Below are 22,457 nucleotides of genomic sequence, written 5' to 3' on the forward strand. Positions count from 1 at the left end.
TTTTGACACCATACGACACCGTACAAGGACGCATTATGCCCCAGATTCCCGAACTTTGGACCGCTCCGATCGACGTCGGCGCCTCGTCCATCACCACCGACGGCGTGACGGTCACGCAACTGGCCAACGGCAATCTCATCGTCGTCTACGCCAGCCTTCAGGCCGACGGAACGACCGACATCCGCGGTCAGCTCTACGACCCCCTCGGCAACCCGATCGGCGGCGAAACCGTGCTTTCCGAAGCGGGCGCGGGCAACGACGCGATGCTTCCCGGTGTCGCGCCGCTCGGCGAGGACGGCTTCGTCATCTCCTATGTCGTCCAGCCCACCGGGGGCACCGCCGCCGACCGCGCGGTCGTGGCAACGGAATGGACCACCTCCTCCGCCGGACCCGATACCGCCACCACCCTCACCGTGGAAGAAGCCGCAACCAACGGCGACAGCTTTCACGGCACCGAGGTCGAGGAACTGCCCGATGGCGGTTATGTCGTGGGATACCGGATGTCCGCCACCAACGGCACCTTCCCCATCCTGTTCCGAACCGTGGATGACAGCGGCACCGTGTCGGACGCCCATAGCGTGCTGGCAAACAACACGCGCGGCGACAACCTCGACGTCGAGATGGAAGTGCAGGACAACGGCCAGATCGTCTTTGCGACCGCCTTTCAGCCCGGGCGCGGCAGCAACGGGCGCCTCGCCTATGAGCTCGTCGAACAGGACGGCACGTCAGTCCTGACCCGGACCTTTGCCACCGGCGGCGACGACGAATTCGACGTGGCGATCCGGGTGCTCGAGAACGGCAACGTCGGCATCTCCTTTACCAGAAAGCCCAAGGGCGACAACGACGTCGACCTGTTCCAGTTCATCCTCGACGATACCGGCGCGACCGTGGGTGTGATTCGCGGCATCGGCGGCACCGGCGGCGGCGACCGCAACGTCAACTCGGTCTCGGCCGCGTTGCAGGGTGGCGAGCAGGTGATCTTCTACTCCGACGCGGATTCAGGCAACGGCGGCATCCTGTTCGGGCAGCGCGTGGGCGCCGACGGCGTCAACATCGGCGACAAGTTCGTCGTGGCCGAGCAGGTGAACGAGGCCCGCTCGATCGACGCGGTGGGGCTCGAGGACGGCCGGCTGCTGGTGGTCTACGAGAACAACTCGGGCCTGCTCACCACCGTGATCTACGATCCCCGCGACACGCCGAACGATCCCGGCGTCTACGTCGATCCCACCATCATCGGCACTGCCAACGGCGACGACATCGCGCCGGTCGGCCTCGTCCGGCTTCTGCATGCCCATGACGGCGACGACACGATCCACGCCACGCGCGACCGCGTCGACTATCATGGCGATGCCGGCAACGACACGCTCCTGGTGCTGGCCGCCGCCAGCGGGTCGCGGTTCTTCGGCGACAGCGGTCTGGACACCATCGACTGGTCGGCCATGCCGTCCGACAGCTGGACCATCGACATGGCCACCGGCCTCGCCACCGCCGCTTCCGGACTGCGGATGGAACTTTCCGGCTTCGAAACCCTGATCGGCACGACCTCGGACGATGTCGTCACCGGCAGCAACGCCGGCGATTCCATCCATGGCATCGACGGCGACGACACCATCGACGGCGGCAAGGGCCCGGATCATCTCTTCGGAGGCGACGGCAGCGATTCGCTCTCGGGCGGCGGCGATGCCGACACCATCGAGGGCGGCGCAGACGACGATGTCATCGACGGCGGGCTCGGGGCGGACGTGCTGTTCGGCGACGGCGGCAACGACCTCATGCTCGGCGGCGATTTCAGCGACCTGATGTACGGCGGCGCGGGCAACGACACGCTGCGCGGTGAAAACGGCGCCGACACGCTGATCGGCGGCGACGGCGCGGACCAGCTCACCGGGGGCGGCAACACCGACAGCCTCGTCGGCGGCGCGGGCAACGACACGCTGCGCGGCAACCTCGGCAACGACACCCTGATCGGCGAGGCCGGGAACGACAGCGCCATCGGCGGCGACGGCCGCGACAGCATCGACGGCGGCATCGGCAACGACACCCTGGTCGGGAACAAGGCCGACGACACCATCATCGGCGGCGACGGCAACGACAGCCTGCTCGGCGGCGACGACGACGACCAGCTGCGCGGCGGCACCGGCGCCGACACGATCGAAGGCGGCAACGGGGCGGACTTCCTCTTCGGCGATGCCGGCAACGACACCCTGATCGGCGGAGCGGGGTCCGACGTCTTTGTCTTCGGCCTGCAGAGCGATACCGACCAGATTGCCGATTTCACGGTCGGAGAGGATCTCATCAACCTCGCGCAGCTCGGCATCACCAGCTTCACCGACCTGTCGCCCGCGCTGGTCGAGGTCGGCGGGGACACCATCCTCAACCTCTCCACCGTCGGCGGCAGCGGCGTCGTCGTGGTCGAGGGCGTGACCGGGCTGACCGGCGACGATTTCATCTTCGACGAGCTGGGCTTCCACCTGCCCGAATCGCTCTTCGGGTTCTGACGGCGCGGGTTGCACCCCCCGCCAAGCACGACAACGCCCCGCGGATCGCTCCGCGGGGCGTTTTCCGGTGCCGTGAGACGGCTCAGGGGACGGAGGTCCGCGCCTTCTTGCGGGCCGGGGCCACGCCGGTCTCGCGCTCGAGCCGCGCGGCGCGCAGGCGCCGGGTCTTTTCGCGCCGCGCCTCGGTTTCGTCGTCGATGATCGCCATCGCCGCCTCGTGGGTCTTTCTGGCGGCAATGCCGAAACGGTCCGGAGCGGATGGGTCTTTTTTCTTGCTCATCTGGTCTCTCCTCCTCTCGGGTGGTCGCGGTCCCCCGCCGGGCGCCCGGCGGGTGGCACCGCTCAGGCGATCTCGTCGGTCCAGACCTCGAAACGGGTCAGGTCGGCGCGCCCGAAGGTGTTTGTCAGCGGAACGTCGGCGGCATCGCGGCCCTGCGCGATCAGTACCCGCCCGATCCGGCGCTGGTTGTTGCGCGGGTCGAAGGTCCACCACGCCCCGCCGAGATAGACCTCCATCCAGGCGGCGAAATCGCCCGGCGCATGGGGCAGCGGAATGCCGATGTCCCCGAGATAGCCGGTGCAGTAGCGGGCCGGGATGTTCATGCAGCGGCAGAACGTGATGGCGAGATGGGTGAAATCCCGGCACACGCCCACCCGTTCGGTCAGGGTCTGGGACGCGGTGCGGGTGTTGCGGGCATGTTCGTAACCGAATTGCACCGTGTTGTGGACGTAGTCGCAGATCGCCTGCACCCGTTCCCAGCCCGGCGGCGTGTTCTCGAACAGGTTCCAGGCGGTTTCCGACAGGAGGTCGGTGTCGCAGTAGCGGCTGCCGAGCAGGCAGGTCAGCGTCTCGGAGGGCAGGTCTTCGACGGCGTGCTGCATGGCATCGGGGACGTAGGGGTCGGGTTCGCCGCTGTCCCGGATGATGCAATTCGTGCTGATCTCGAACTCTCCGGCCGGGGCGATGCAGCGGGCGCACCAGTTGCCGAACATGTCGCGGTAGCTCGTCACCGGCACGCCGGGCGAGGTGTGCAGGTGGTCCGGCCCCTCGAGATCGGCAAAGCGCGAGTAATGGACATTCAGCAGCGCAACCATCGGCGTCGGCGCGGCCAGGGTATAGCCGATCCGGCACCCAAGTTTGATTCTCATCGAGGCAGCTCCTGTGCGTGGTGGGATTTGCGCGTCGCGCGGCGCGATGGACCATATCCTCGGAGCTGTCTGGTCGGCCGCCTTTCATGGAAGTGGTGCAGTCGGTCGTGCAGTCAACCCGCGCGTCCCGCAAATCGTGAAGATCGGGGGCTACGGGGCGTCCCGGGGCGAAAAAGGCACGGAAATCCATCGTTTTGCGCCGCGTCCCGGCCCGGCGGCCACGGCCCCGCGACCGCCCTTCGGACACCCCGGCCGACACGCGCGGCAAGAAACTCCTTGCAAAATGCGCGCATTTCGCGCATCAGGGGGCTGCATCCTGAATCTCGTGATCCTGTTCCTTACCGGCCAGCATTCGACGTTGAGCTGCCGGGTCGCCGCATGTCGTGGGCGACAGTCTATCTACAGGAACATTCCCATGGCGAATGGCAAAGTGAAATGGTTCAACGCAACCAAGGGTTTCGGCTTCATTGAGCCCGAAGGCGGCAAGCGCGACGTGTTCGTGCACATCTCTGCCGTCGAGCGCGCAGGTCTGACCACTCTGGCCGATGGCCAGGCCGTGACCTTCGACATCGAAGCCGGTCGCGACGGTCGCGAATCCGCTGCGAACCTCGCACTCGCCTGAGGTCTTCCGATCTCGGCGATGATTGCCTGGTGCAGTCGTATACAACAGGGCGCCTCGGCGCCCTGTTTTGTTTTTCCCCTCCCCGCCGGAGCATTGCGCGCCCTTCCGGTCTGTGCATGATGCTCGCGATATCCTGAACGCAGGATGCACCATGCCGCGCCGGCGCGTGTCGGGCCGCCCGATCCGCACCCGGCGCACCAAGCGGGCCCCAGAGTCCGCGACCAACAGGGAGCCGAAGATGACGATGAAATCCTTGCTGCTGTCCGCCGCGCTGACCACGCTGGCCGGAGCCGCGCTGGCCGACGTGAAGGTCGGCATGATCACCACCCTGTCGGGCGGGGGCGCAAGCCTCGGCATCGACACGCGCGACGGGTTCATGCTGGCGATCGAACAGGCCGGGCGGGACGATGTCGAGGTGGTGATCGAGGACGATCAGCAGAAACCCGATGTGGCGGTGCAGATCGCCGACAAGATGATCCAGTCCGAAAAAGTCGACATCCTGACCGGCATCGTGTGGTCCAACCTCGCCATGGCGGTGGTGCCCTCGGCCGTCGCGCAGGGCAAGTTCTACCTGTCGACCAATGCCGCGCCCGCGCAGCTTGCCGGCAAGGGCTGCAACCAGAACTACTTTTCGGTGTCCTACCAGAACGACAACCTGCACGAGGCGGCCGGTGCCTACGCCACGTCGGCGGGCTACAAGAACACCTACATCCTCGCCCCAAACTACCCGGCGGGCAAGGACAGCCTCAACGGCTTCAAGCGGTTCTACAAGGGCGCGCTGGCGGGCGAGCTCTATACCGAGCTCGGCCAGACCGACTATGCCGCCGAAATCGCGCAGATCCGCGCGGCGGGCGCGGACAGCGTGTTCTTCTTCCTGCCCGGCGGCATGGGGATTTCCTTCCTCAAGCAATATGCCGACAGCGGCGTCGACCTGCCTCTCATCGGCCCGGCCTTCTCCTTCGACCAGAACATCCTGCAGGCGGTGGGCGATGCCGCGCTCGGGGTGAAGAACACCTCGCAATGGTCCAAGGATCTCGACTCCCCCGCCAACGCGGCCTTCGTCGAAAGCTACCTTGCAAAATACGACCGCCTGCCGTCGCTCTATGCGGCGCAGGGCTTCGACACCGCCAACCTCATGCTCTCGGCGCTGGACAAGGCGGAACCCACGGATGCGGATGCCTTCCGCGCCGCGCTGATGGCGGCCGATTTCGACAGCGTGCGGGGCGAGTTCTCGTTCGCCGCCAACCACCATCCGATCCAGGACATCTACGTCCGCGAGGTCATCAAGGAAGGTGACGTCTACACCAACAAGCTGGTCGCCACGGCGATGGAGGATCGCTCCAACGCCTATGTGGACGAGTGCAAGATGTGATCCGGCCCGGGCCCGGTGATGCACCGGGCCCGTCCGACGACAAGGCCTAACGATGTCCCCCATCCTGATCGCAGAGCAGGTGCTGAACGGCCTGCAATCCGGCGTCATGCTGTTTCTCATGGCGGCGGGGCTGACGCTGATCTTCGGGGTCATGGGCCTCATCAACCTCGCGCATGGCTCGCTCTACATGGTCGGGGCCTTTGCCGCGGCGGCGGTGGCCGGGGCGACGGGCTCCTTCGGGCTGGCGCTGGTGGCGGCGCTGGTGGCCGCCGCGCTCGCCGGCGCGCTGATCGAGCTGGTGGTGATCCGGCGGCTCTATGACAAGGACCACCTCGACCAGGTGCTCGCGACCTTCGCGCTCATCCTGATCCTGTCCGAAGGCACGCGCTGGCTGTTCGGCTCCTTTCCGCTCTACCTCGACATCCCGGCGGCGCTCTCCGGCCCCGTCACCCTGCCGGGCGGCATCCGCTATCCGCTCTACCGGCTGGTGCTGATCCTCGCCGGGCTGGGAATCGCGGGCGGGCTGGGGCTGCTGATCTCCCGGACCCGGCTCGGCATGCGCATCCGCGCCGGCGAGAATGACCGCGAGATGGTGGCCGCGCTGGGGATCGACATATCGCGGCTCTACACGCTGGTCTTCGCGCTCGGCGCGGGGCTGGCCGGGTTGGCGGGCGCGCTGGTGGGCGCGATCCAGTCGGTGCAGGTCGGCATGGGAGAGCCGGTGCTGATCCTCGCCTTCGTGGTCATCGTGATCGGCGGCATCGGCTCGATCAAGGGGGCGCTGATCGGGGCGCTCCTGGTGGGGCTGACCGACACGCTGGGCGGAGTGTTCCTGCCCGAACTGTTCAAGCTGGTGACGGACCCTGCGACGGCGACCTCGGTCGGGTCGTCGCTGGCCTCTATGGCGATCTACATCCTGATGGGGGCGATCCTGATCTGGCGGCCCACCGGGCTGTTCGGCCGCGCCGCATGATCCGCGAACCCTACCTGAACGCCGTACTTCTCGTACTGCTGGTGGCGGTGCCGCTCTGGGCGCATCTCTCGGGCGAACCCTATACCGTCACGCTGGCGACCCGCGCCGTGGTGCTCGCGCTGGCCGCCGTGGGGCTGAACGTCGCGCTGGGTCTGGGCGGGATGGTAAGCCTCGGTCACGCGGCCTTTTTCGGCATCGGCGGCTATGCCATGGGCATCCTCGCCAGCCATGCGCAGGCCTACGAGACCCTGATGGACTGGCCGCTGGTGATCGAGGGAACCAGGTCCATGCCGGTGATCTGGCTGGTCGCGCTGGTCGCCTCGGGCCTTGCGGCGCTGGTGATCGGCCTGCTGTCGCTGCGCACCAGCGGCGTCTATTTCATCATGATCACCCTCGCCTTCGGGCAGATGTTCTATTTCTTCGCCATCTCCTGGCCCGCCTACGGCGGAGAGGACGGGCTGTCGATCTATGTGCGCAACGGGTTTCCGGGGCTGAACACGCTGGTGCCGATCCAGTTCTACGGCCTCTGCCTCGGCGTGCTCTGCCTTGCCCTGCTGCTGGTCGCGCGCATCGCCCGCGCGCCCTTCGGGCTGGCGCTGGGGGCGGCGCGTCAGGTGCCGGGACGGGTCGCGGCGGTGGGGCTTGACCCGACCCGTCTGAAGCTCGCGGCCTTCGTGCTCTCCGGTGCGCTGACCGGGCTGGCGGGGGCGCTGTTCGCAGATCTCAACCGCTTCGTCAGCCCGACCATGCTGTCCTGGCAGACCTCGGGCGAGATCATGGTCTTCATCATCATCGGCGGTGCGGGACGGCTGTTCGGCCCGGTGCTGGGGGCGGTGGTCTTCGTCATGCTCGAACACCTGCTGGGCGGGATCAGCGACTACTGGCACGTCTTCCTCGGGGTGCTGCTGCTGCTCGTCGTGCTGTTCGCGCGGGGCGGGCTGATCGGGCTGCTCTGCGGGCGCGGAGCGGTGCATGACTGACCCGGTGCTGGAAACCCGCGCGCTGACCAAGCGCTTCGGCGCGCTCACCGTGAGCGACGGCATCACGCTCGACCTGCGGCCGGGCGAGATCCACGCCCTGATCGGGCCGAACGGGGCCGGAAAGTCCACGCTGATCGGCCAGATCTGCGGCACCATCCCGCCCGACGCCGGCAGCATCCGCCTGAACGGGCGCGACGTGACCCGCCTCGGCACCGCCGCGCGGGCACGGGCGGGGCTGGCGCGCACCTTCCAGATCTCGGCGCTGGCCATGGAGGACAGCGTGCTGCAGAACGCCCTGCTCGGCGCCCTCGGCGCGGCGGGCTCGCCCTGGCGCTTCCTGGCCTCCGCGCTCGGCGACGTGGCGCTGCGCGCCCGCGCCGAAGCCGCGCTGGAGCGTGTGGGCCTCGGCGACCTCGCTACCGCCCGGACCTCGGAGCTGAGCCATGGCCAGCGGCGCGAGCTGGAAGTGGCCGTCGCCCTGACCCTCGCCCCCCGGGCCTTCGTCATGGACGAACCGATGGCCGGGCTCGGCGCCGAAGGCTCTCTGCGCATGACCCGGCTGCTGGACGGGCTGCGCGCCGAGGCGCCGATCCTTTTGGTCGAACACGACATGGACGCGGTCTTTGCCCTTGCCGACCGGATCAGCGTGCTGGTCGAGGGCCGCATCGCCGCCACCGGCAGCGTCGCCGACATCCGCGCCAACCCCGAAGTGCGCGCGGCCTATCTCGGTGACGACGCATGAGCCTGCTGTCCCTCACCGGCGTCACGGCGCATTACGGCGCCAGCCAGGCCCTGTTCGGCGTCGACCTGACCGTCGCCGAAGGCGAGGTCGTGGCGCTGATGGGCCGCAACGGCATGGGCAAGAGCACCACGGTCAAGACCATCTGCCGCATGATGCCCGCACGGGGCGGCCTGACCTTCGACGGCCACGACCTGTCGCGCCTGCCGAGCCACCGCGTCGCCCGTCTGGGGATCGGCCTGGTGCCGGAGGGGAGACGCTGCTTTGCCGACCTCACCGTGACCGAGAACCTGCTCGCCGCCGCGCGTCCCGGCACCTGGACCCTGCCCGGTATCGCGGCGCTGTTTCCCCGGCTCGGCGAGCGCCACGGGCAACGGGCCGCCTCGCTGTCGGGCGGGGAACAGCAGATGCTGGCGATCGGCCGGGCGCTGATGACCAATCCCCGTCTGCTGATCCTCGACGAAGCGACCGAGGGGCTTGCCCCGATCATCCGGCAGGAGATCTGGGACGCCCTGCAACGCCTGCGCGCGGACGGCGGCCTGTCGATCCTCGTGATCGACAAATCCCTGAAGGAACTGCGCCGTTTCGCGGATCGGGTGGTGATCCTCGAACGCGGGCGCGCGGTGTGGAGCGGCGCGACGGACGCCCTCACCGATGCCGTCAGCGAGCGGTTCATCGGCGTCTGAACCCCCTCCCACTCCGCGTCAGGCGGCGTGCGCGCCCTCCGGTCCCGCGCGCATCAGCATCCCGAAAAGATCGCGCGGATCGTCCGGGTCGGCGATCATGTCGAGATCCTGGAACAGCCCCGTGGCGTGCAGGTGGTCGCGCAGGTAGCGCAGGGCCGAGAAATCCTCGACCGCAAAGCCGACGCCGTCGAACAGCGTGACCTGCGCCGCATCCCGCCGCCCCGGCGCGGCGCCGGTGATGACCTGCCACATCTCGGTCACCGGGAAATCGGCGGGCATCTGCTGGATTTCGCCTTCGATGCGGGTCTGTTCGGGATATTCCACGAAGACATCCGCCCGGCTCAGGATGTCGGGATGCAGTTCCGTCTTGCCGGGACAGTCGCCGCCGATGGCGTTGATGTGCACGCCCGCACCCAGCATGTTGTCGGTCAGGATCGTGGCATTCTGCTTGTCCGCCGTGCAGGTGGTGATGATCTCCGCCCCGAGGATGGCCTCCTCCGCGGTCCTGCAGGCGGTCAGGGTCAGCCCGCTGCCGGCTAGGTTGCGCATCGCCTTGGCCGTCGCCGCCGGGTCGGTGTCGTAGAGCCGCACCGCGGTGATCCCGCAGATCGCCCGGAACGCCAGCGCCTGGAATTCCGACTGCGCGCCGTTGCCGATCATCGCCATGGTCCGCGCCCCCTCGGGCGCAAGGTGCCGCGCGACCATCGCCGAGGTCGCCGCCGTGCGCAGCGCGGTGAGCAGCGTCATCTCGGTCAACAGCACCGGGTAGCCGGTGTTCACGCTGGCGAGCAGGCCGAAGGCGGTCACGGTCTGCAGCCCCTCGCGGGTGTTCTTGGGATGGCCGTTGACGTATTTGAACCCGTAATCCTCGCCGTCCGAAGTCGGCATGAGCTCGATCACGCCCTCGCGGGAATGCGACGCGACGCGCGGGGTCTTGTCGAACAATTCCCAACGGCGGAAATCCTGTTCGATGTATTCGGCAAGTCCGGTCAGCATCTCGGCAATGCCGATGCGGTGAACGAGCTTCATCATGTTCTCGACGCTGACGAAGGGCACATAGGCCAGGCGGGACGGGGCGGGGGCCAGCATTCGGGCGCTCCTTAGTGGTTGCGGGTGGTGGGACGGTCGAAGACGCGCCGTCCGAACATCGAGGCGGTCAGATCGACCATGAGCGAGGCGGTGCGGCCCCGCTCGTCAAGGAAGGGGTTCAGCTCGACCAGGTCGAGCGAGGTGACGAGCCCGCTGTCGTGCAGCATCTCCATCACCAGATGCGCCTCGCGGAAGGTCGCGCCGCCGGGCACGGTGGTGCCCACGGCGGGCGCGATGGCGGGGTCGAGGAAATCCACGTCGAGGCTCACGTGCAGCATCCCGTCCGCCGCCTCGACCGCCTCCAGGAACTCGCGCAGGGGGCGCGCGATGCCCGACTCGTCGATCTGGCGCATGTCGATGGCCCGCACCGGGCTCTCCTGCAGTGCCCGCTTCTCCGCCGGATCGACCGAGCGCAGCCCGATCATGCAGACATGCGCGGGATCGACGGTGGCGGCAAGTGCGGGAAACCCCTCGAAGCCCTCGCGCCCGGTGACATAGGCCATGGGCGTGCCGTGCAGATTGCCCGAATCCGTGGTGTCGAGCGTGTGGAAATCGGAATGCGCGTCGAGCCAGAGCACGAAGAGCGGCCGCCCCTCCGCCCCGGCATGGGCGGCCATCGAGGCGACCGAGCCCATCGCCATCGCGTGATCCCCGCCGAGGAAGATCGGAAAGCCGTCGCGCGCGGCTTCCTGACCGGCGGCGATCAGCGTCTCGGTCCAGGCGACGGTTTCTGCCATGGCGTAGAGCCGCCCGTCCCGGTCGTCGCAGGCGCGCAGCGGCGCGGGCACGAGATTTCCCCGATCGCGCACCTCGCGCCCGAGATCCTCGAGCTGCCTGACCAGCCCCGCGACGCGATAGGCATCCGGCCCCATGAGGCAGCCGCGGCTGCGCTTGCCGCAATCGACGGGGGCCCCGAGCAGGAGAATGGGTTTGTCGGTCATGGAGGGTCCTTGAAGCAAAGTGTGAGCCTGCCCTGAAAGTGACATCTGTTCCGGACTGCCAGAAGGGTATATTTTGCCCGAATTGGGCGATAGACTTCCGAAATGGACGCATTTGGTGGCAAAATGGACGACACGGATCAGAAACTCATCGCGGCGCTGCGCCACAACGCCCGCGCCAGCCTCTCCGAACTGTCCGCCGCGCTCGGCCTGTCGCGCACGACGGTGCGCACCCGGATGGAACGGCTGCAGCGCGACGGGATCATCCTCGGCTACAGTGCGGTGCTTCGCGACGACACCGCCACCAGCCCGGTGCGCGGGCTGATGTTCCTGCGGGTCGACGGCCCCTGGACCGAGCGCGTGATCCGGCGGCTGAGCGGCCTTCCCGCGGTGCGCGAGATCCACACCACCAACGGCGCCTGGGATCTGATCCTCGAACTGGGCACCGGCACGCTCGAGGCGCTGGACCAGGTGCTGGGACAGATCCGGCGCTTCGACCACGTGGTGAATTCTGAAACCAACCTCATGCTGACCTCGCGCCGTGCGACCGAGGTGGCGCGCTCCCCCGCGACCGGCGACTGCGCGCAGCGCGGCGGCGCGTAAACGCCGGGCACCGCACTCCCCGCCCGACGGCCGGGGCGGCGGCGGGCTTGCTTTGCGCCCATGCCCGACGCAGGCTGGAGGCGGGAGCAACAGCCAGGGGGTGCCAGCCCATGAAAGCCGTCGTGATGGGGGCCGGCGTGATCGGTGTCACAACCGCCTATTACCTGGCGCGTGGCGGGGCCGAGGTCACCGTGCTCGACCGGCAGGCCGGGCCGGGACTCGAGACCAGCTATGCCAATGCCGGGGAACTCAGCTACGGCATGACCTCGCCCTGGGCGGCGCCGGGGGTGCCGATGAAGGCGCTGAAATGGCTCTTCATGAAACGCCGTCCGCTGTTCATCTGGCCGCTCATCAGCCCGACGATGTGGTCCTGGGGTCTCCAGATGATCCGCAATTGCAACGAGGACAGCTACCGGACCAACAAGGGTCGGATGGTACGGATCTCGAACTACTCGCGCGACGTGATGCCGGAACTGATTGCCGAGACCGGGATCGAATACGACGGGCGGGAACAGGGCACCTTGCAGTTGTTCCGCACCGCCAAGCAGATGAAGGGATCGCAGGCCGATCAGGAGATCCTTGCCGAATACGATTCCCCCTACGAGGTGCTGGGCCGCGACGCCTGCATCGCCGTCGAACCCGCCCTGGCCGAGGTGCGCAACAAGTTCGTCGGCGGCCTGAGGCTGACCGCCGACCGCACCGGCGATTGCCGGATGTTCACCATCGCGCTGGCCGCGAAATGCGCCGAGATGGGCGTCGATTTCCAGTATGGCCAGACCATCCGGGGGATCGCCGTCGAGAATGACAGGGTGGCCGGGGTCGATACCGAAATCGCCGGGCGCATCACCGGCGATGTCTATGTCTGCGCGCTGGGAAGCTACGGGCCCGCCGTGCTGAACCCCATCGGGGTGCGGCTGCCGGTCTACCCGGTCAAGGGCTATTCGGTCACCCTGCCCGTCACCGACGATGCCTTCGCGCCGCAATCCACCATCATGGACGAAACCCACAAGGTCGCGATCACCCGGCTCGGGGATCGCATCCGCGTCGCCGGGACGGCCGAGATCGCGGGCTATTCCAACCGCCTCGGCCCCCATGCCACCGACACCGTGCGACACGTGATCGGCGACCTGTTCCCCAAGGGCGGCGACATCGGCAAGGCCGAGGGCTGGACCGGCCTGCGCCCGATGACCCCGGACGGCACGCCCGTTCTGGGGCCGTCGCGTTACGGCAACCTGTTCCTCAACACCGGGCACGGCACGCTCGGCTGGACCATGGCCTGCGGATCGGGGCGCGCGGTGGCCGATCTCGTGCTCGGCAGGACGCCGGAAATCTCGTTCGACGGGCTGACGGCGGCGCGCTACGCAAGCTGACGGCCGCCGCCGCCGCGCGACACGCCTTGCCCGCCGCCGGAGCTTCGGTCAGGATTTCCGCGTCAGGCAGGGAGAAGACCATGAGCACGAGCAGGCGGTTGTTTCTGGGGCTGTCGCTGGCGGCCCCCGCGATCGCGGTGCGGGCCGATACCGCCGGGGCCCCGGCCGCCGCATCCTTTGCCACCCGCAGCGCCCTGCGCGAGGGGCTGGGGGCCGCCGCACCCAGGGACGGTGAGATCCTCACCGATGGACGCGTCTCCTACCTCGGCAGGCCCGGAGCCACCGCCATTCCCGACCTGCCCGGCCTCCTGCCCTTCGGCGAGGTCAGCGCCGAGCACTGGGGGGTCGAGGTCGACACCCGCGCCGCCGCCGCCCGCAACGCCGCCGCGCTGAACCGGGCGGCCGATTACTGCCGCGACCGGGGGCAGGCCCTGCACCTGCCCGCCGGATCCGTGTTCATCGCCGACCGGGTGAATTTCAGCGGGTTGTGCGTCCGCGGCCAGGGAGTCAGCGCGCTGCGTCACATGCCCGCCTATTACGACAACAAGATCCAGACCCCCGCCGCCAGCCAGATCGTCCTCACGGGGGAAGTCTTCACGCCGATCCGCCTGCATGGCATCTCGTCCATGAAGGCCTGCGGCGCCGCCCGCACGATAAAGCCGCGCGACGGGCTGGCCGAAGCCTCGTGGGAACTCGTGTCGCTGATGAACGCCGATGCCACCGAGGGCGAGGCGACGCCCGCCGCGCTGACCGTCGGCATCCTCATCGAAGGGCTGAGCGGCACCTGCCTCGAAAGGTTCCGCGTGGTGGCCGACAGCGGCGGCCCGCAGGGGCTCGACGGGTACAACGACAAGCGCAATGCGCGGCTCTTCGGGCGTTTCGATATCGGCATCCTGCAGATCGGCGCGCGCAACACCACGCTGATCGACATGCAGACGCTGGGGCATTTCCGGCGCTACGGCTATCTCAACGCCGCGGTCGACGCGGACAACGACTATGCCGACTATACCGCCCCCTACGAGACGACGCTGGAGCGGTGCAATTTCCAGGGGCTGCGCAGCTTCGGGCTGCGGGGGCCGGACAAGTTCGTGATCCTCGACTGGACGGCGGACAGTGTCGATCTGCCATGGGCCGACGATCACCCCTTCACCACCGACCCCGGACACGCGCTGTTCCGCCTGACCTCGCGCGGGACCGGCACGACGGCGGGAAAGAGCTTCGGCTACGACCGGGTGCGCCGGGTGAGCGTCGCGGGCGGGGTGCGGCTGCGGCTCGGCGGTCTGTCTGGTTTCGATCCGGGAGAGCATGACGCGGTGGTGCCCGCGATCTCGGGCGGGGCGAACAGCCACATCGTGCTGCGCGATTGCCAGATCGGCGGGCTGCTGATCCCCAGCGGCCATGCCGTCAACGACACCCGCGCGCTGGACGATCCGATCCGCAACGGCGCCATCGGCGGCTTCGAGATCAGCGGCTGGCGCTGTGCCGAGGCCGACATACAGGGCCGCGTGCAAAGCCCCGGCACCGTGGCCGGGTTCATCCACGATTGCCGCGAGGTGGTGCTGGACCTGCTCTGCGAACCCAATCCGACCCGCGGGCAGGACAAGGCGATGACCTGGATCATGTCGCCCCAGGTCGACCAGAACCGCCACGCAGCACACCCGGCGGGCGGGCTGCGCTGGCTGGAATGGCGGTACGGCATCGTCTCCGAAGCCACGGCGGGCGTGGTCGACCATGCGCCCTTCATGGGCTTCCTGCCCCGACCGGCGCTGTTCGCCGGGATCGGGCGCGGCTGGTTCGAGGGCAACTGGGCCCTGCGCGCGCCGCATATCCGGTACTATACCCGCGCCAACGGGCAGGATGTCGATTACATGCCCCTGCCCGCGCTGGCCGCCGGTCCGGGCACCCAGGGCGCGCGCGGCGCCCATGCCGAGGATCCCGTCCACATCCACGGCGCGAAGGGCACCGAGGCCGCGCTGAGGCTCAGCGAAGCGGAGCGCAGCCTCCGACTGTTCCTCGACGCCGCGCGCGAGAACGGCCTCGTCCTGCGCGAGGAACGCGACGGCGCGCTCTGGGACGTGTTGCGCAGCGTCACCGGGCCCGAGGGGCCCGCCCTGCGCATCGGCGGCGGGGTCGAGGTTGACGGCCCGGTGCAGGCGGCGGGCGGCATCGGCTTTGCCCCGGTCGCGGCCGATGCGCTCGGCGATGCGCGTCACGCCGTGAACACCCGCGGCAAGGCCGCCGGGCGCGCGGTCTTCGACAGCACCAACGCGCGTGTGCTTGTGGCAAGCGGCGGCGCGCCGCGCGATCCCTGGCACCTGTTCGACGGCACCCCCGCCGTGCGGCCCCGCTAGGCCCCCGAACCGGCGCGGGACGGCTCCATGGTGGACTCGCGCGCCCCGGCTCCCTACCCTCGCGCTGAACCGGGGCGCCGCCCCGTCCGCGCGGAGAGCAACGCATGGACCGGCCCGAAGGACAGACCCAGCGCGTGCTGCTGCTGATCGACAGCACCGAAGATCCGGCCCCGCTGGTGGCCGGCAACGCCCGCACGGCGTTTCGCCATGCCCGCATCGCCCACGACCTGTTCGACCTCGCGGGCCCCGCCCCCTTTCCGGCGCTTGCGCCCTATTCCGCCGTGCTCGGCGCGACAGAGCGGCTGGACAGGCTCGCGCCCGACCCGGTGCGCGCCCTGACGGATCACGTCATGGCGGGGGGCGGGTTCGGCACGCTCTATCGTTGCTGGTCCGGCGACCTCGACCCCTTGCTCGGGATGGTGCCCGGCGGCGGCCCCGGCGCGGTCCCGCCGCACCCGAGCGGCGGCCTGCGGTTTCCCGGCAATGCCCTGCCCGCGTTCGAGGGCGTCACCGTCCCGCCGGAGGCGATGATCGGCCATTCCGGCCATGACGTGACACCCGCCGCCGACGCGGACATCCTGGCCTCGACCTTTGCCGGGCGGCCGGTTGCCTGGACGCGCCGGGTCGGGCGGGGCCGGACGGCCTGCTGGAACAGCATCTTCCTCGGTGAGCGCATCGCGCGCGGCCTGATCGTCCAGACGCTCGAATGCCTCCAGCCCGTCAGCGTGGTGCCCTGCGCCAATGCCGGGGTGGTGCAGATCGACGATTTCCCCGCGCCGGTGGACGACCGCCTCCCCGACTCCGTGCGGGCCGCGCATCCGGGGCTGAGCGCCGCCCGGTTCTACGCCGGGGTCTGGTATCCCGACATGCAGGAGCTCGCCCGCGCCTTCGGTCTGAAATACAGCGCCTATGTCGGGTTCGCCTATGTGAAACCGTCCGAGATGGACGCCGCCGCCGCCGATCCGGAGCGTTACGGCCTGCATCCGGAACTGTTCGACGCGATCCGCGAGCGGCCTCCGGCCGAACTCGGCCTGCACGGGTTCACCCATTTCTCGCTGCAACTGGCCAAGTGGCCGGATGCCGCGACCATGCGCGCCTCGCTGCGGCTGGCGCGCGCGGGCTGGGACCGGTTCGGCTGCGGGGCGATGCCGCGCTCCTACGTGCCGCCGGACAATTGCTACGATGCCACCGGACTTGCCGTCCTGCGCGACGTCTTCCCGGAGATCACCACGCTCAGCGGCAGCCATTTCGGAGAGGAGCGCACCGGCGGGCATCGCGAATTCGGTCCGGAGCCCTGGTGTCCGGAGCTGTACTGCCTGCCCCGCGTGACCGCCGGCTATGCGGCGGACAAGCTGTTCGACGCCCTCGCCCAGCTTGCGATGATGGGGGCCTGGACTCATTTCGTGCATCCCGACGACGTGGTCGACATCCCGCCGCCGAACACCCGCCCCGATCCGCACCGCAACCCCGAGGGTCGGCCCTGGCGCAGCGAGGGCGGGCGGCGCGGCCTGTTCGACGGGTTCCGCGATCTCTGCGCCGGGGTGCGCCAGCGCTTTCCCTGGCTGTCCTGGTGCACCACCTCCGAAGCGGCGGCGCGCATCGCCGCGCATCTGCAAGCCGACTGGGAGATCACCCTGCGGGGCGACGGCCTGCACGTCTCGGGGCCGGAGGGCGGCCAGTTCCGCCTGCGGCTCAACCATGCGCCCTGGCGGCGCGTCGACGGGCGCGACGGGTGCGACTGCCTGCACGAAGCGCATGCCCCGGGGCAGAGCACCTACCTGCTGCGCATGACCGCGCCGACCGCGATCCTCAGGCTGAGCGACACGACCCGGCTGGCGCGCGCCGGACAGCGGCTGCGCGCGGCCGTCTCGGGTCAGCGACGGGCGTCCTGAAGGTAACGCTCCAGTCCCGCCGCGCGCACCGCCCCGGCAAAGGCATCGTAGTTCAGGATATCCTCCTCCAGCCGGTCCGAGGTGGCCTTGCGGTGCTTCAGCGCGATGTCCTTTGGGGCGGGAATTTCGAGCCGGTCGAAGATCGCGCGCGTCGTGCCCTCGGGGTCGGCGCACAGATCCTCGTATTCGACCCGGCTCCAGCCCGCACCGCCTCCCGGCAGGGCGGCGACGTCGCGCAGCATCCGGTCGTGGCTGCGCCGGAACACCCCGGCCAGGCGGATCGCTTCGTCAGGGTCGATCACGGTCGGGCCGGGCTTCGGCTCCACCGTGCGGACGGCCCAGGGGCTTTGCCAGGGGCCCTCCCCGCCCGCCGCGGCCGTCCGGGTCAGCGCCCGCATCTGCGACACGGCGCATTTCAGCACGTTGCGGCGCAGCATCAGCACCCCCCGGAACCCGGCACCGGAAAGCTGCGCGAGGTAGTCGCGCGGCGCGACCAGGGACCGGTGCGAAAGCTTCAGACCCGCCGCGACGCAGCCCTCCTCCTGCCCGCCGAGAAAGGCGTCGAGATGGGCGCGCTGGCGGGCGCCGATCTCGGCCGGGGTCGCGCCCTCGGCAGCGCCGCGGGTGCGGATCGCGGTGGTCGGCTCGTTCTCGATCCTGACGCCGGGCGCGGACCACAGCGCCGAGGTGACGAGGCTGCTTCCGACCCGCCCCCAGGGCATCAGCAGAACGAAGAAGACCGGCGCCGCCACGGGTCAGCCCCTGCCCCGCAACCGGTTGACGATCGCGGCGCGGCGCGGCGTCCGGTAGATCCAGTCGACCGCCATCTGATGCAGCCCGCGCACCTGCTTGGCGGGGCCGGAGGCATGGGTCCAGGCATCCTTGTAGCGTACGTTGTCGGCATACCAGGCGGCATAGCGTTCGCGCAGCAGGTGGCGTTTCAGCGGGGCGCGCTGGCCGGCGTCGTGGCGGGCGGTCGCGGCCTCCCAGAAGGCCGGCCAGCCGCGGGTGGTCTCGGCCCAGCTCCAGTCCCGGATGCGCTCCAGGTTCTCGTCCGACAGGCGCGGCAGCAGCGTGCGCTCGTCGAGCAGGCGGCGCAGCGCCTCGGTCATCTCTGCAACCCCGCGCCGGGGCAGGATGAAGGCCGATTGCAGCGGCCCCAGCACATCCGGCACGATCCCGACGCGGGTCGAGACCACCGGCACGCCCGAGGCCATCGCCTCGAGCACCGGGTTGGGCGTGCCCTCGATCTCCGAGGAACAGACCAGCACGTCGATCTCGCCGTAATAGGTCACCATCTCGTCGCGGCTGCGGCGCCGGACGGTGGAATCCGCGTAGTGCCGTTCGATGGCATGGCCGTGGTTCTGCAGACGCTCGATCGCCGGATCGAGGATGCTGTGCAGCCCCTTGGCATCGCGCCGCGGATCGTTGCCCCAGGCCGAGTTGCCCACCCAGCCGACGCGCAGCGGACGCCCGGTTTCGGCCAGCCGTTCGAGCCGGGCAGGCCGGAAGCGGTCGAGGTCGACTCCGTCGGGGATCACCGCGACGGGATCGGGGAACATCTCGATCCCCCGATAGATGTCGTCGAGCACCCCGGACGAGACCGAGTAGCCGTCGAGATACCAGAAGGCCCGCTCCCGCCAGGGGTAGTGTTCGGGTTCCAGAAACAGGTGGTCATAGACCGACGAGGTGATGACCGGGCGGCTCAGCCGGTCGAACAGGGTGTCGGGCGCAATGCGGAATTCGGTCGCGGCGCGGTACAGCGTTTCGGGGTTCAGCAGATGCTGAACATCCTCGCGCCAGAAGAAATGCACGATGTCGAACGGCGCCATGATGTTGAACACCTGGTTCAGAAAGACATGCGGATACCCCGAGGACCCCGCCATGTAGTAGCGCTCGAATTCGTAGCGGTCGCCGTGGTGCCGGATGATCTGGTCGGCGATGTTGTCGAAGGCCCAGTTCGGCGTGTCGGGGCAAAGCAGGACGCGGGGACGGCTCATGTGGTCATTCCGCCGCGCGGACCATCGGACCGTCGACGCCCGGCCGGTCGGGATCGAGCGAACAGAGGTAGGTCCGCAGCCCCTCCTCCAGCGGCGTGATCCGCCGCCGTCCGAGCAGCGCCACCATCTGCCGGGTGTCGCCGAGCGAATGGCGGATCTCGCCGCTGCGGGCGGGGCGGAACTCGGGCGCGCGGGGACGGCCGCCGGTGATCCGCCCGATCGTCGCGACGAGGTCGAGAACGGAGACCGGGCGCCCCGTGCAGACGTTGGAAACAAGGCAGTCGGACTGCACCAGCAGCCGCTCCATCGCCGCGACCATGGCGCCCACCACGTCGCCGACCTGAACGAAATCGCGGGTCTGTCCACCGTCGCCGAAGATCACGTTCGCCTGCCCGCTGCGCCAGTTGCGCACGAATTGCGACAGCACCCCCGAGTAGGACGAGGTCGCGGCCTGGCGCGGCCCGTAGACGTTGAACAGCCGCAGCCCGGCGGTGGGCAGGCCGTGGATCTCGCGAAAGGCGCGCGCCTGGTGTTCGCAGGCCAGCTTGTCGGCGCCGTAGGGCGACATCGGGCGCACCGGCATGTCCTCGCGGCAGGGCTCGCCGCTGCGGTCGCCGTAGACGGCGGCGGAAGAGGCATAGACCACCGGCACCCGCCCCGCCCGCACGGCGGCGTCAAAGGTCCGGATGGCGCCGGTGACATTGGTGGCATGGGCGCCGAACCAGTCCGCGATGCACTCCTGCACCCCGGCGACGGCGGCACAGTGAAAGACGCCCGAGGCCCCGGCCACGGTGTCGGCCAGCCCCTCCCCCGTCGCCACGTCCCCGGTGCGGATGGCCAGCCGCGGATCACCGGCGCAGGCGGCAAGGTTGCCGACCGCGCCGGTGGCGAAATTGTCGAACACGGTGACCCGGTCGCCGCGCGCCAACAGGTGCTCCACGAGGTGGCTGCCGATGAACCCGGCGCCTCCCGTCACAACCCAGTGTCCGGTCATGGCATCCCCCCCGCCAGCAGCCGCTTCATCCGTCGTACCGCCCCCGGACAGCGCCGGAGCATCGTTTCGTAGGCCGCATAGGCCCAGCCGTTGGTGGCAACCAGCCGCCGCACCCGTTCGATGCGCGACCGCGCCCTTGATCGGTGGGCGGCGATGGCCGCGCCCGCGCTGCCCGTCCGGCGCGCCGCGAGGGCCGCATGAAAGACCCCGTCCCAGAGCGGCGCGCGCGCCGACCAGTCCAGCGCCGCGCGCCGGGCGAGGTTCTCCTGCCGCAGATCCTCGAGAATCTCCGGCGTCCGCAGCAACCGCCGCAGCGCCCCGGCCAGCGCGGCGGGGCTGCGCTGTTCCAGGATGAAACCGGATTGCAGCGGGCCGAAGACCTCGGGCACGATGCCGACATCGGTCGAGATCACCGGAATGCCGCAGGCCATCGCCTCGAGCACCGGGTTGGGCGTGCCCTCGATGGCCGAGGTGCAGACCAGCACGTCGAGCGACCGGTAGAACTCCGGCATCTCCGCGAAGGGCACGCGCGTCTCCGCCGCATCCGCCACCCGCGCCCCGACCGCATGGCCCGCCGCCTGCAGCATCCGCATCGCCGGCTCGAAGACCGTGTTCCGGCCCTTGAGATCCTCGGCCATGGTGCTGCCCCAGCGGCTGTTCCCGACCCAGCCGACCTGCAGGGCCCCGCCCGGAACCCGCGCCGGGCCCGGCGTGAACAGCGACAGGTCCACCCCGTCGGGCAGGGTGGCGTGGATGGCGGGAAGGTCGGGCGAGCCGTCGTAGGCGCGCGAAAGACGGGGCGAGCAGGTGCAGACGAGGTCGGACAGGACGAAGGGATCGCCCACCGCCTCCAGCGCCGCCCGGTCGCCGTAGAGGTGATCGTAGACCACCGTGACCAGCGCGGGCCGCTCCGGCGCGCTCATCCGCGCCCATCCCCGCGCATCGAGGCAGTCGAAAAAGGCCAGCAGGTCGAACCGCCAGAGGAACACGATGACATCCGCCGTCTCGGTGATCCGCCGCACCACCTCGCGCCGGGCAAACCAGTCGGAGCGCCCGAACAGCGCGACGTCGCAGCCCTCGCAGACCCGCGCCACGTTGCGCGCCACGCTGTGAAACGTCCAGTCGGGCACGTCGTAGAGCATCGCGATGCGCAGCCGTTCGGTCATAGCTCGGGCACCCGTTCCCGGAGCGGCACCGGGTCCGCGGCGGCGGTCAGCCAGTGCTTGCGCGCGGCCCCCAGCGCGTAGCTGGCGAAATATCCCGTGGCGGGGAGCAGCGGGATCTCCAGCGTGTCCCGCACCGTGCGCCAGTAGCGCCACGCCGCACCCAGCCGGTTGCGCGAGCGGCCGCCGCTGGTGCGCAGGACCATGACCTCCTCGCCGATCAGTTCCGCCGCGCCGCGCCCGTCGAGCAACCGCACCCAGAAGGCGAAATCCTCGCAGGGGGCGTCGAGGAACCGGCGACCGGCCAGCAGGTCCCGGCGCAGCATGACGGTCGAACACCCGATGGCGGTGTTGCGCAGCAGCCCCTCGCGGGTCAGGCTGGGCGGAGCGGGCATCGGCCGGATGCGCTCCTGCCGGACATTGGCATAGCGCATGTAGGAAAAGTCGAGATCGCGGCGCTTCATTTCCGCCAGTTGCAGCCCGAGCTTGCCCGGAAGCCAGAGGTCGTCCGCATCGAGAAAGGCGACATAGCGCCCCCGGCCCCGGATCAGCCCCGTGTTGCGGGCACCCGCGGGACCGCGCCGCTCCGGCAGCCGCAGCACCGTCGCGCCATGCTCGCGCCCGATGGCCGCGATGGCCGCGCCGTCGCGGGGATCTGACGCGTCGTCGACGATGACGAGGTCGGAAGGGATCTCCTGGAACCGGACGGACGCCACCGCGCGGCGCAAGCCCTCCGGGTTGCCGTGGCACGGAATGATGGTGCAGATTTCAGATCCGTTGGTCAAAGGTCGGACGTCCCCTGTCGCGGCCGTAATCACGTCGTGAAATGCATGGGCTCCCCGGTCCCGGGGATGAACTTCCCCGGACTATGCCGCATCCCCGGCGCCATCGCCAAGACATTAACGCTGCGGTAACCCTTTCACGGGCCGGGGCGGCGGGGATTGCCGTGTTTGCACCCCTCCGACGCCACCCTCCGCGGCCGATTCGCCCGCGCGCCGCCGCGCGCCCGCCGCGCGATTCGCCCGGCGCGCCGCCCGG

The 22,457-nt window shown here is 69.5% G+C and carries 20 protein-coding genes; 11 read left to right on the forward strand and 9 right to left on the reverse strand.

The features are described 5' to 3' along the window. Window positions 1–35 precede the first annotated feature (35 nt). Window positions 36–2,498 carry a calcium-binding protein gene (locus ACN0RJ_RS11965; RefSeq protein ID WP_417724401.1) on the forward strand — a complete coding sequence of 821 codons (2,463 nt, stop codon included), beginning with the start codon at window positions 36–38 and terminating at the stop codon, window positions 2,496–2,498. An 82-nt stretch (window positions 2,499–2,580) separates the two neighbouring features. On the opposite strand, the gene ACN0RJ_RS11970 is transcribed toward ACN0RJ_RS11965, so the two are convergent. Beyond that, the gene (locus tag ACN0RJ_RS11970; protein WP_417720105.1) at window positions 2,581–2,778 is read right to left on the reverse strand and encodes a hypothetical protein; all 198 of its coding nucleotides are present in this window, start codon (window positions 2,776–2,778) and stop codon (window positions 2,581–2,583) included. 62 nt (window positions 2,779–2,840) lie between these two features. Continuing rightward, window positions 2,841–3,647, reverse strand: a complete 807-nt coding sequence (locus tag ACN0RJ_RS11975; RefSeq protein WP_417724402.1) for a transglutaminase-like domain-containing protein — start codon at window positions 3,645–3,647, stop codon at window positions 2,841–2,843. A gap of 415 nt (window positions 3,648–4,062) precedes the next feature. Between ACN0RJ_RS11975 and ACN0RJ_RS11980 the strand changes: the two genes are divergently transcribed. The 6 genes from ACN0RJ_RS11980 (at window position 4,063) to ACN0RJ_RS12005 (ending at window position 9,019) form a co-directional block, all read left to right on the forward strand. After that, complete coding sequence (locus tag ACN0RJ_RS11980; RefSeq protein WP_417720270.1) at window positions 4,063–4,269, forward strand: cold-shock protein; 207 nt, start codon at window positions 4,063–4,065, stop codon at window positions 4,267–4,269. 238 nt (window positions 4,270–4,507) lie between these two features. Then, entirely contained in the window at window positions 4,508–5,641 is a 1,134-nt protein-coding gene (locus ACN0RJ_RS11985) for an ABC transporter substrate-binding protein (protein ID WP_417724403.1), read from the forward strand. 52 nt (window positions 5,642–5,693) lie between these two features. After that, window positions 5,694–6,614, forward strand: coding sequence for a branched-chain amino acid ABC transporter permease (locus ACN0RJ_RS11990; protein ID WP_417720108.1), 921 nt, complete (start codon window positions 5,694–5,696; stop codon window positions 6,612–6,614). Then, a complete protein-coding gene (locus tag ACN0RJ_RS11995; RefSeq protein WP_417724404.1) occupies window positions 6,611–7,594 on the forward strand; it encodes a branched-chain amino acid ABC transporter permease in 984 nt (327 codons plus the stop codon). Before ACN0RJ_RS11990 ends, ACN0RJ_RS11995 begins: the two co-directional genes overlap by 4 nt. Continuing rightward, on the forward strand, window positions 7,587–8,336 hold the full coding sequence (locus tag ACN0RJ_RS12000) for an ABC transporter ATP-binding protein (protein WP_417724405.1): 750 nt from the start codon (window positions 7,587–7,589) through the stop codon (window positions 8,334–8,336). Before ACN0RJ_RS11995 ends, ACN0RJ_RS12000 begins: the two co-directional genes overlap by 8 nt. After that, a complete protein-coding gene (locus tag ACN0RJ_RS12005; RefSeq protein WP_417724406.1) occupies window positions 8,333–9,019 on the forward strand; it encodes an ABC transporter ATP-binding protein in 687 nt (228 codons plus the stop codon). Before ACN0RJ_RS12000 ends, ACN0RJ_RS12005 begins: the two co-directional genes overlap by 4 nt. Window positions 9,020–9,037: 18 nt before the next feature. On the opposite strand, the gene ACN0RJ_RS12010 is transcribed toward ACN0RJ_RS12005, so the two are convergent. Together ACN0RJ_RS12010 and rocF are read right to left on the reverse strand one after the other, a co-directional pair. After that, window positions 9,038–10,108: an ornithine cyclodeaminase gene (locus tag ACN0RJ_RS12010; protein ID WP_417724407.1), complete on the reverse strand. Its 1,071-nt coding sequence runs from the start codon at window positions 10,106–10,108 to the stop codon at window positions 9,038–9,040. Window positions 10,109–10,119: 11 nt separating this feature from the next. Then, on the reverse strand, window positions 10,120–11,049 hold the full coding sequence (rocF, locus tag ACN0RJ_RS12015; protein WP_417724408.1) for an arginase: 930 nt from the start codon (window positions 11,047–11,049) through the stop codon (window positions 10,120–10,122). 123 nt (window positions 11,050–11,172) lie between these two features. Between rocF and ACN0RJ_RS12020 the strand changes: the two genes are divergently transcribed. The 4 genes from ACN0RJ_RS12020 (at window position 11,173) to ACN0RJ_RS12035 (ending at window position 17,262) form a co-directional block, all read left to right on the forward strand. Continuing rightward, the gene (locus ACN0RJ_RS12020; protein ID WP_417724409.1) at window positions 11,173–11,649 is read left to right on the forward strand and encodes an Lrp/AsnC family transcriptional regulator; all 477 of its coding nucleotides are present in this window, start codon (window positions 11,173–11,175) and stop codon (window positions 11,647–11,649) included. Between the two features lie 110 nt (window positions 11,650–11,759). Beyond that, window positions 11,760–13,019, forward strand: coding sequence for a D-amino acid dehydrogenase (locus ACN0RJ_RS12025; protein ID WP_417720115.1), 1,260 nt, complete (start codon window positions 11,760–11,762; stop codon window positions 13,017–13,019). Between the two features lie 80 nt (window positions 13,020–13,099). Then, window positions 13,100–15,370 (forward strand): hypothetical protein, encoded by a 2,271-nt coding sequence (locus ACN0RJ_RS12030; RefSeq protein ID WP_417724410.1) that lies wholly within the window; start codon window positions 13,100–13,102, stop codon window positions 15,368–15,370. A gap of 104 nt (window positions 15,371–15,474) precedes the next feature. Continuing rightward, window positions 15,475–17,262: a DUF2194 domain-containing protein gene (locus tag ACN0RJ_RS12035; RefSeq protein ID WP_417724411.1), complete on the forward strand. Its 1,788-nt coding sequence runs from the start codon at window positions 15,475–15,477 to the stop codon at window positions 17,260–17,262. Here ACN0RJ_RS12035 and ACN0RJ_RS12040 read toward each other — a convergent pair. The 5 genes from ACN0RJ_RS12040 to ACN0RJ_RS12060 are packed head-to-tail and all read right to left on the reverse strand — an operon-like array spanning window position 17,244 to window position 22,204. Further along, window positions 17,244–18,014, reverse strand: a complete 771-nt coding sequence (locus ACN0RJ_RS12040) for a hypothetical protein (RefSeq protein WP_417724412.1) — start codon at window positions 18,012–18,014, stop codon at window positions 17,244–17,246. The genes ACN0RJ_RS12035 and ACN0RJ_RS12040 overlap by 19 nt on opposite strands. Window positions 18,015–18,017: 3 nt before the next feature. Further along, complete coding sequence (locus tag ACN0RJ_RS12045; RefSeq protein ID WP_417720119.1) at window positions 18,018–19,262, reverse strand: glycosyltransferase family 4 protein; 1,245 nt, start codon at window positions 19,260–19,262, stop codon at window positions 18,018–18,020. 4 nt (window positions 19,263–19,266) lie between these two features. Next, window positions 19,267–20,256, reverse strand: a complete 990-nt coding sequence (locus tag ACN0RJ_RS12050; protein ID WP_417724413.1) for an NAD-dependent epimerase/dehydratase family protein — start codon at window positions 20,254–20,256, stop codon at window positions 19,267–19,269. Next, complete coding sequence (locus ACN0RJ_RS12055; RefSeq protein WP_417724414.1) at window positions 20,253–21,422, reverse strand: glycosyltransferase family 4 protein; 1,170 nt, start codon at window positions 21,420–21,422, stop codon at window positions 20,253–20,255. Before ACN0RJ_RS12055 ends, ACN0RJ_RS12050 begins: the two co-directional genes overlap by 4 nt. Next, window positions 21,419–22,204, reverse strand: a complete 786-nt coding sequence (locus ACN0RJ_RS12060; RefSeq protein ID WP_417724415.1) for a glycosyltransferase family 2 protein — start codon at window positions 22,202–22,204, stop codon at window positions 21,419–21,421. Before ACN0RJ_RS12060 ends, ACN0RJ_RS12055 begins: the two co-directional genes overlap by 4 nt. Between the last annotated feature and the right edge of the window lie 253 nt (window positions 22,205–22,457).

It is taken from the genome of Salipiger sp. (assembly GCF_048261495.1).
GTDB lineage: Bacteria > Pseudomonadota > Alphaproteobacteria > Rhodobacterales > Rhodobacteraceae > Salipiger.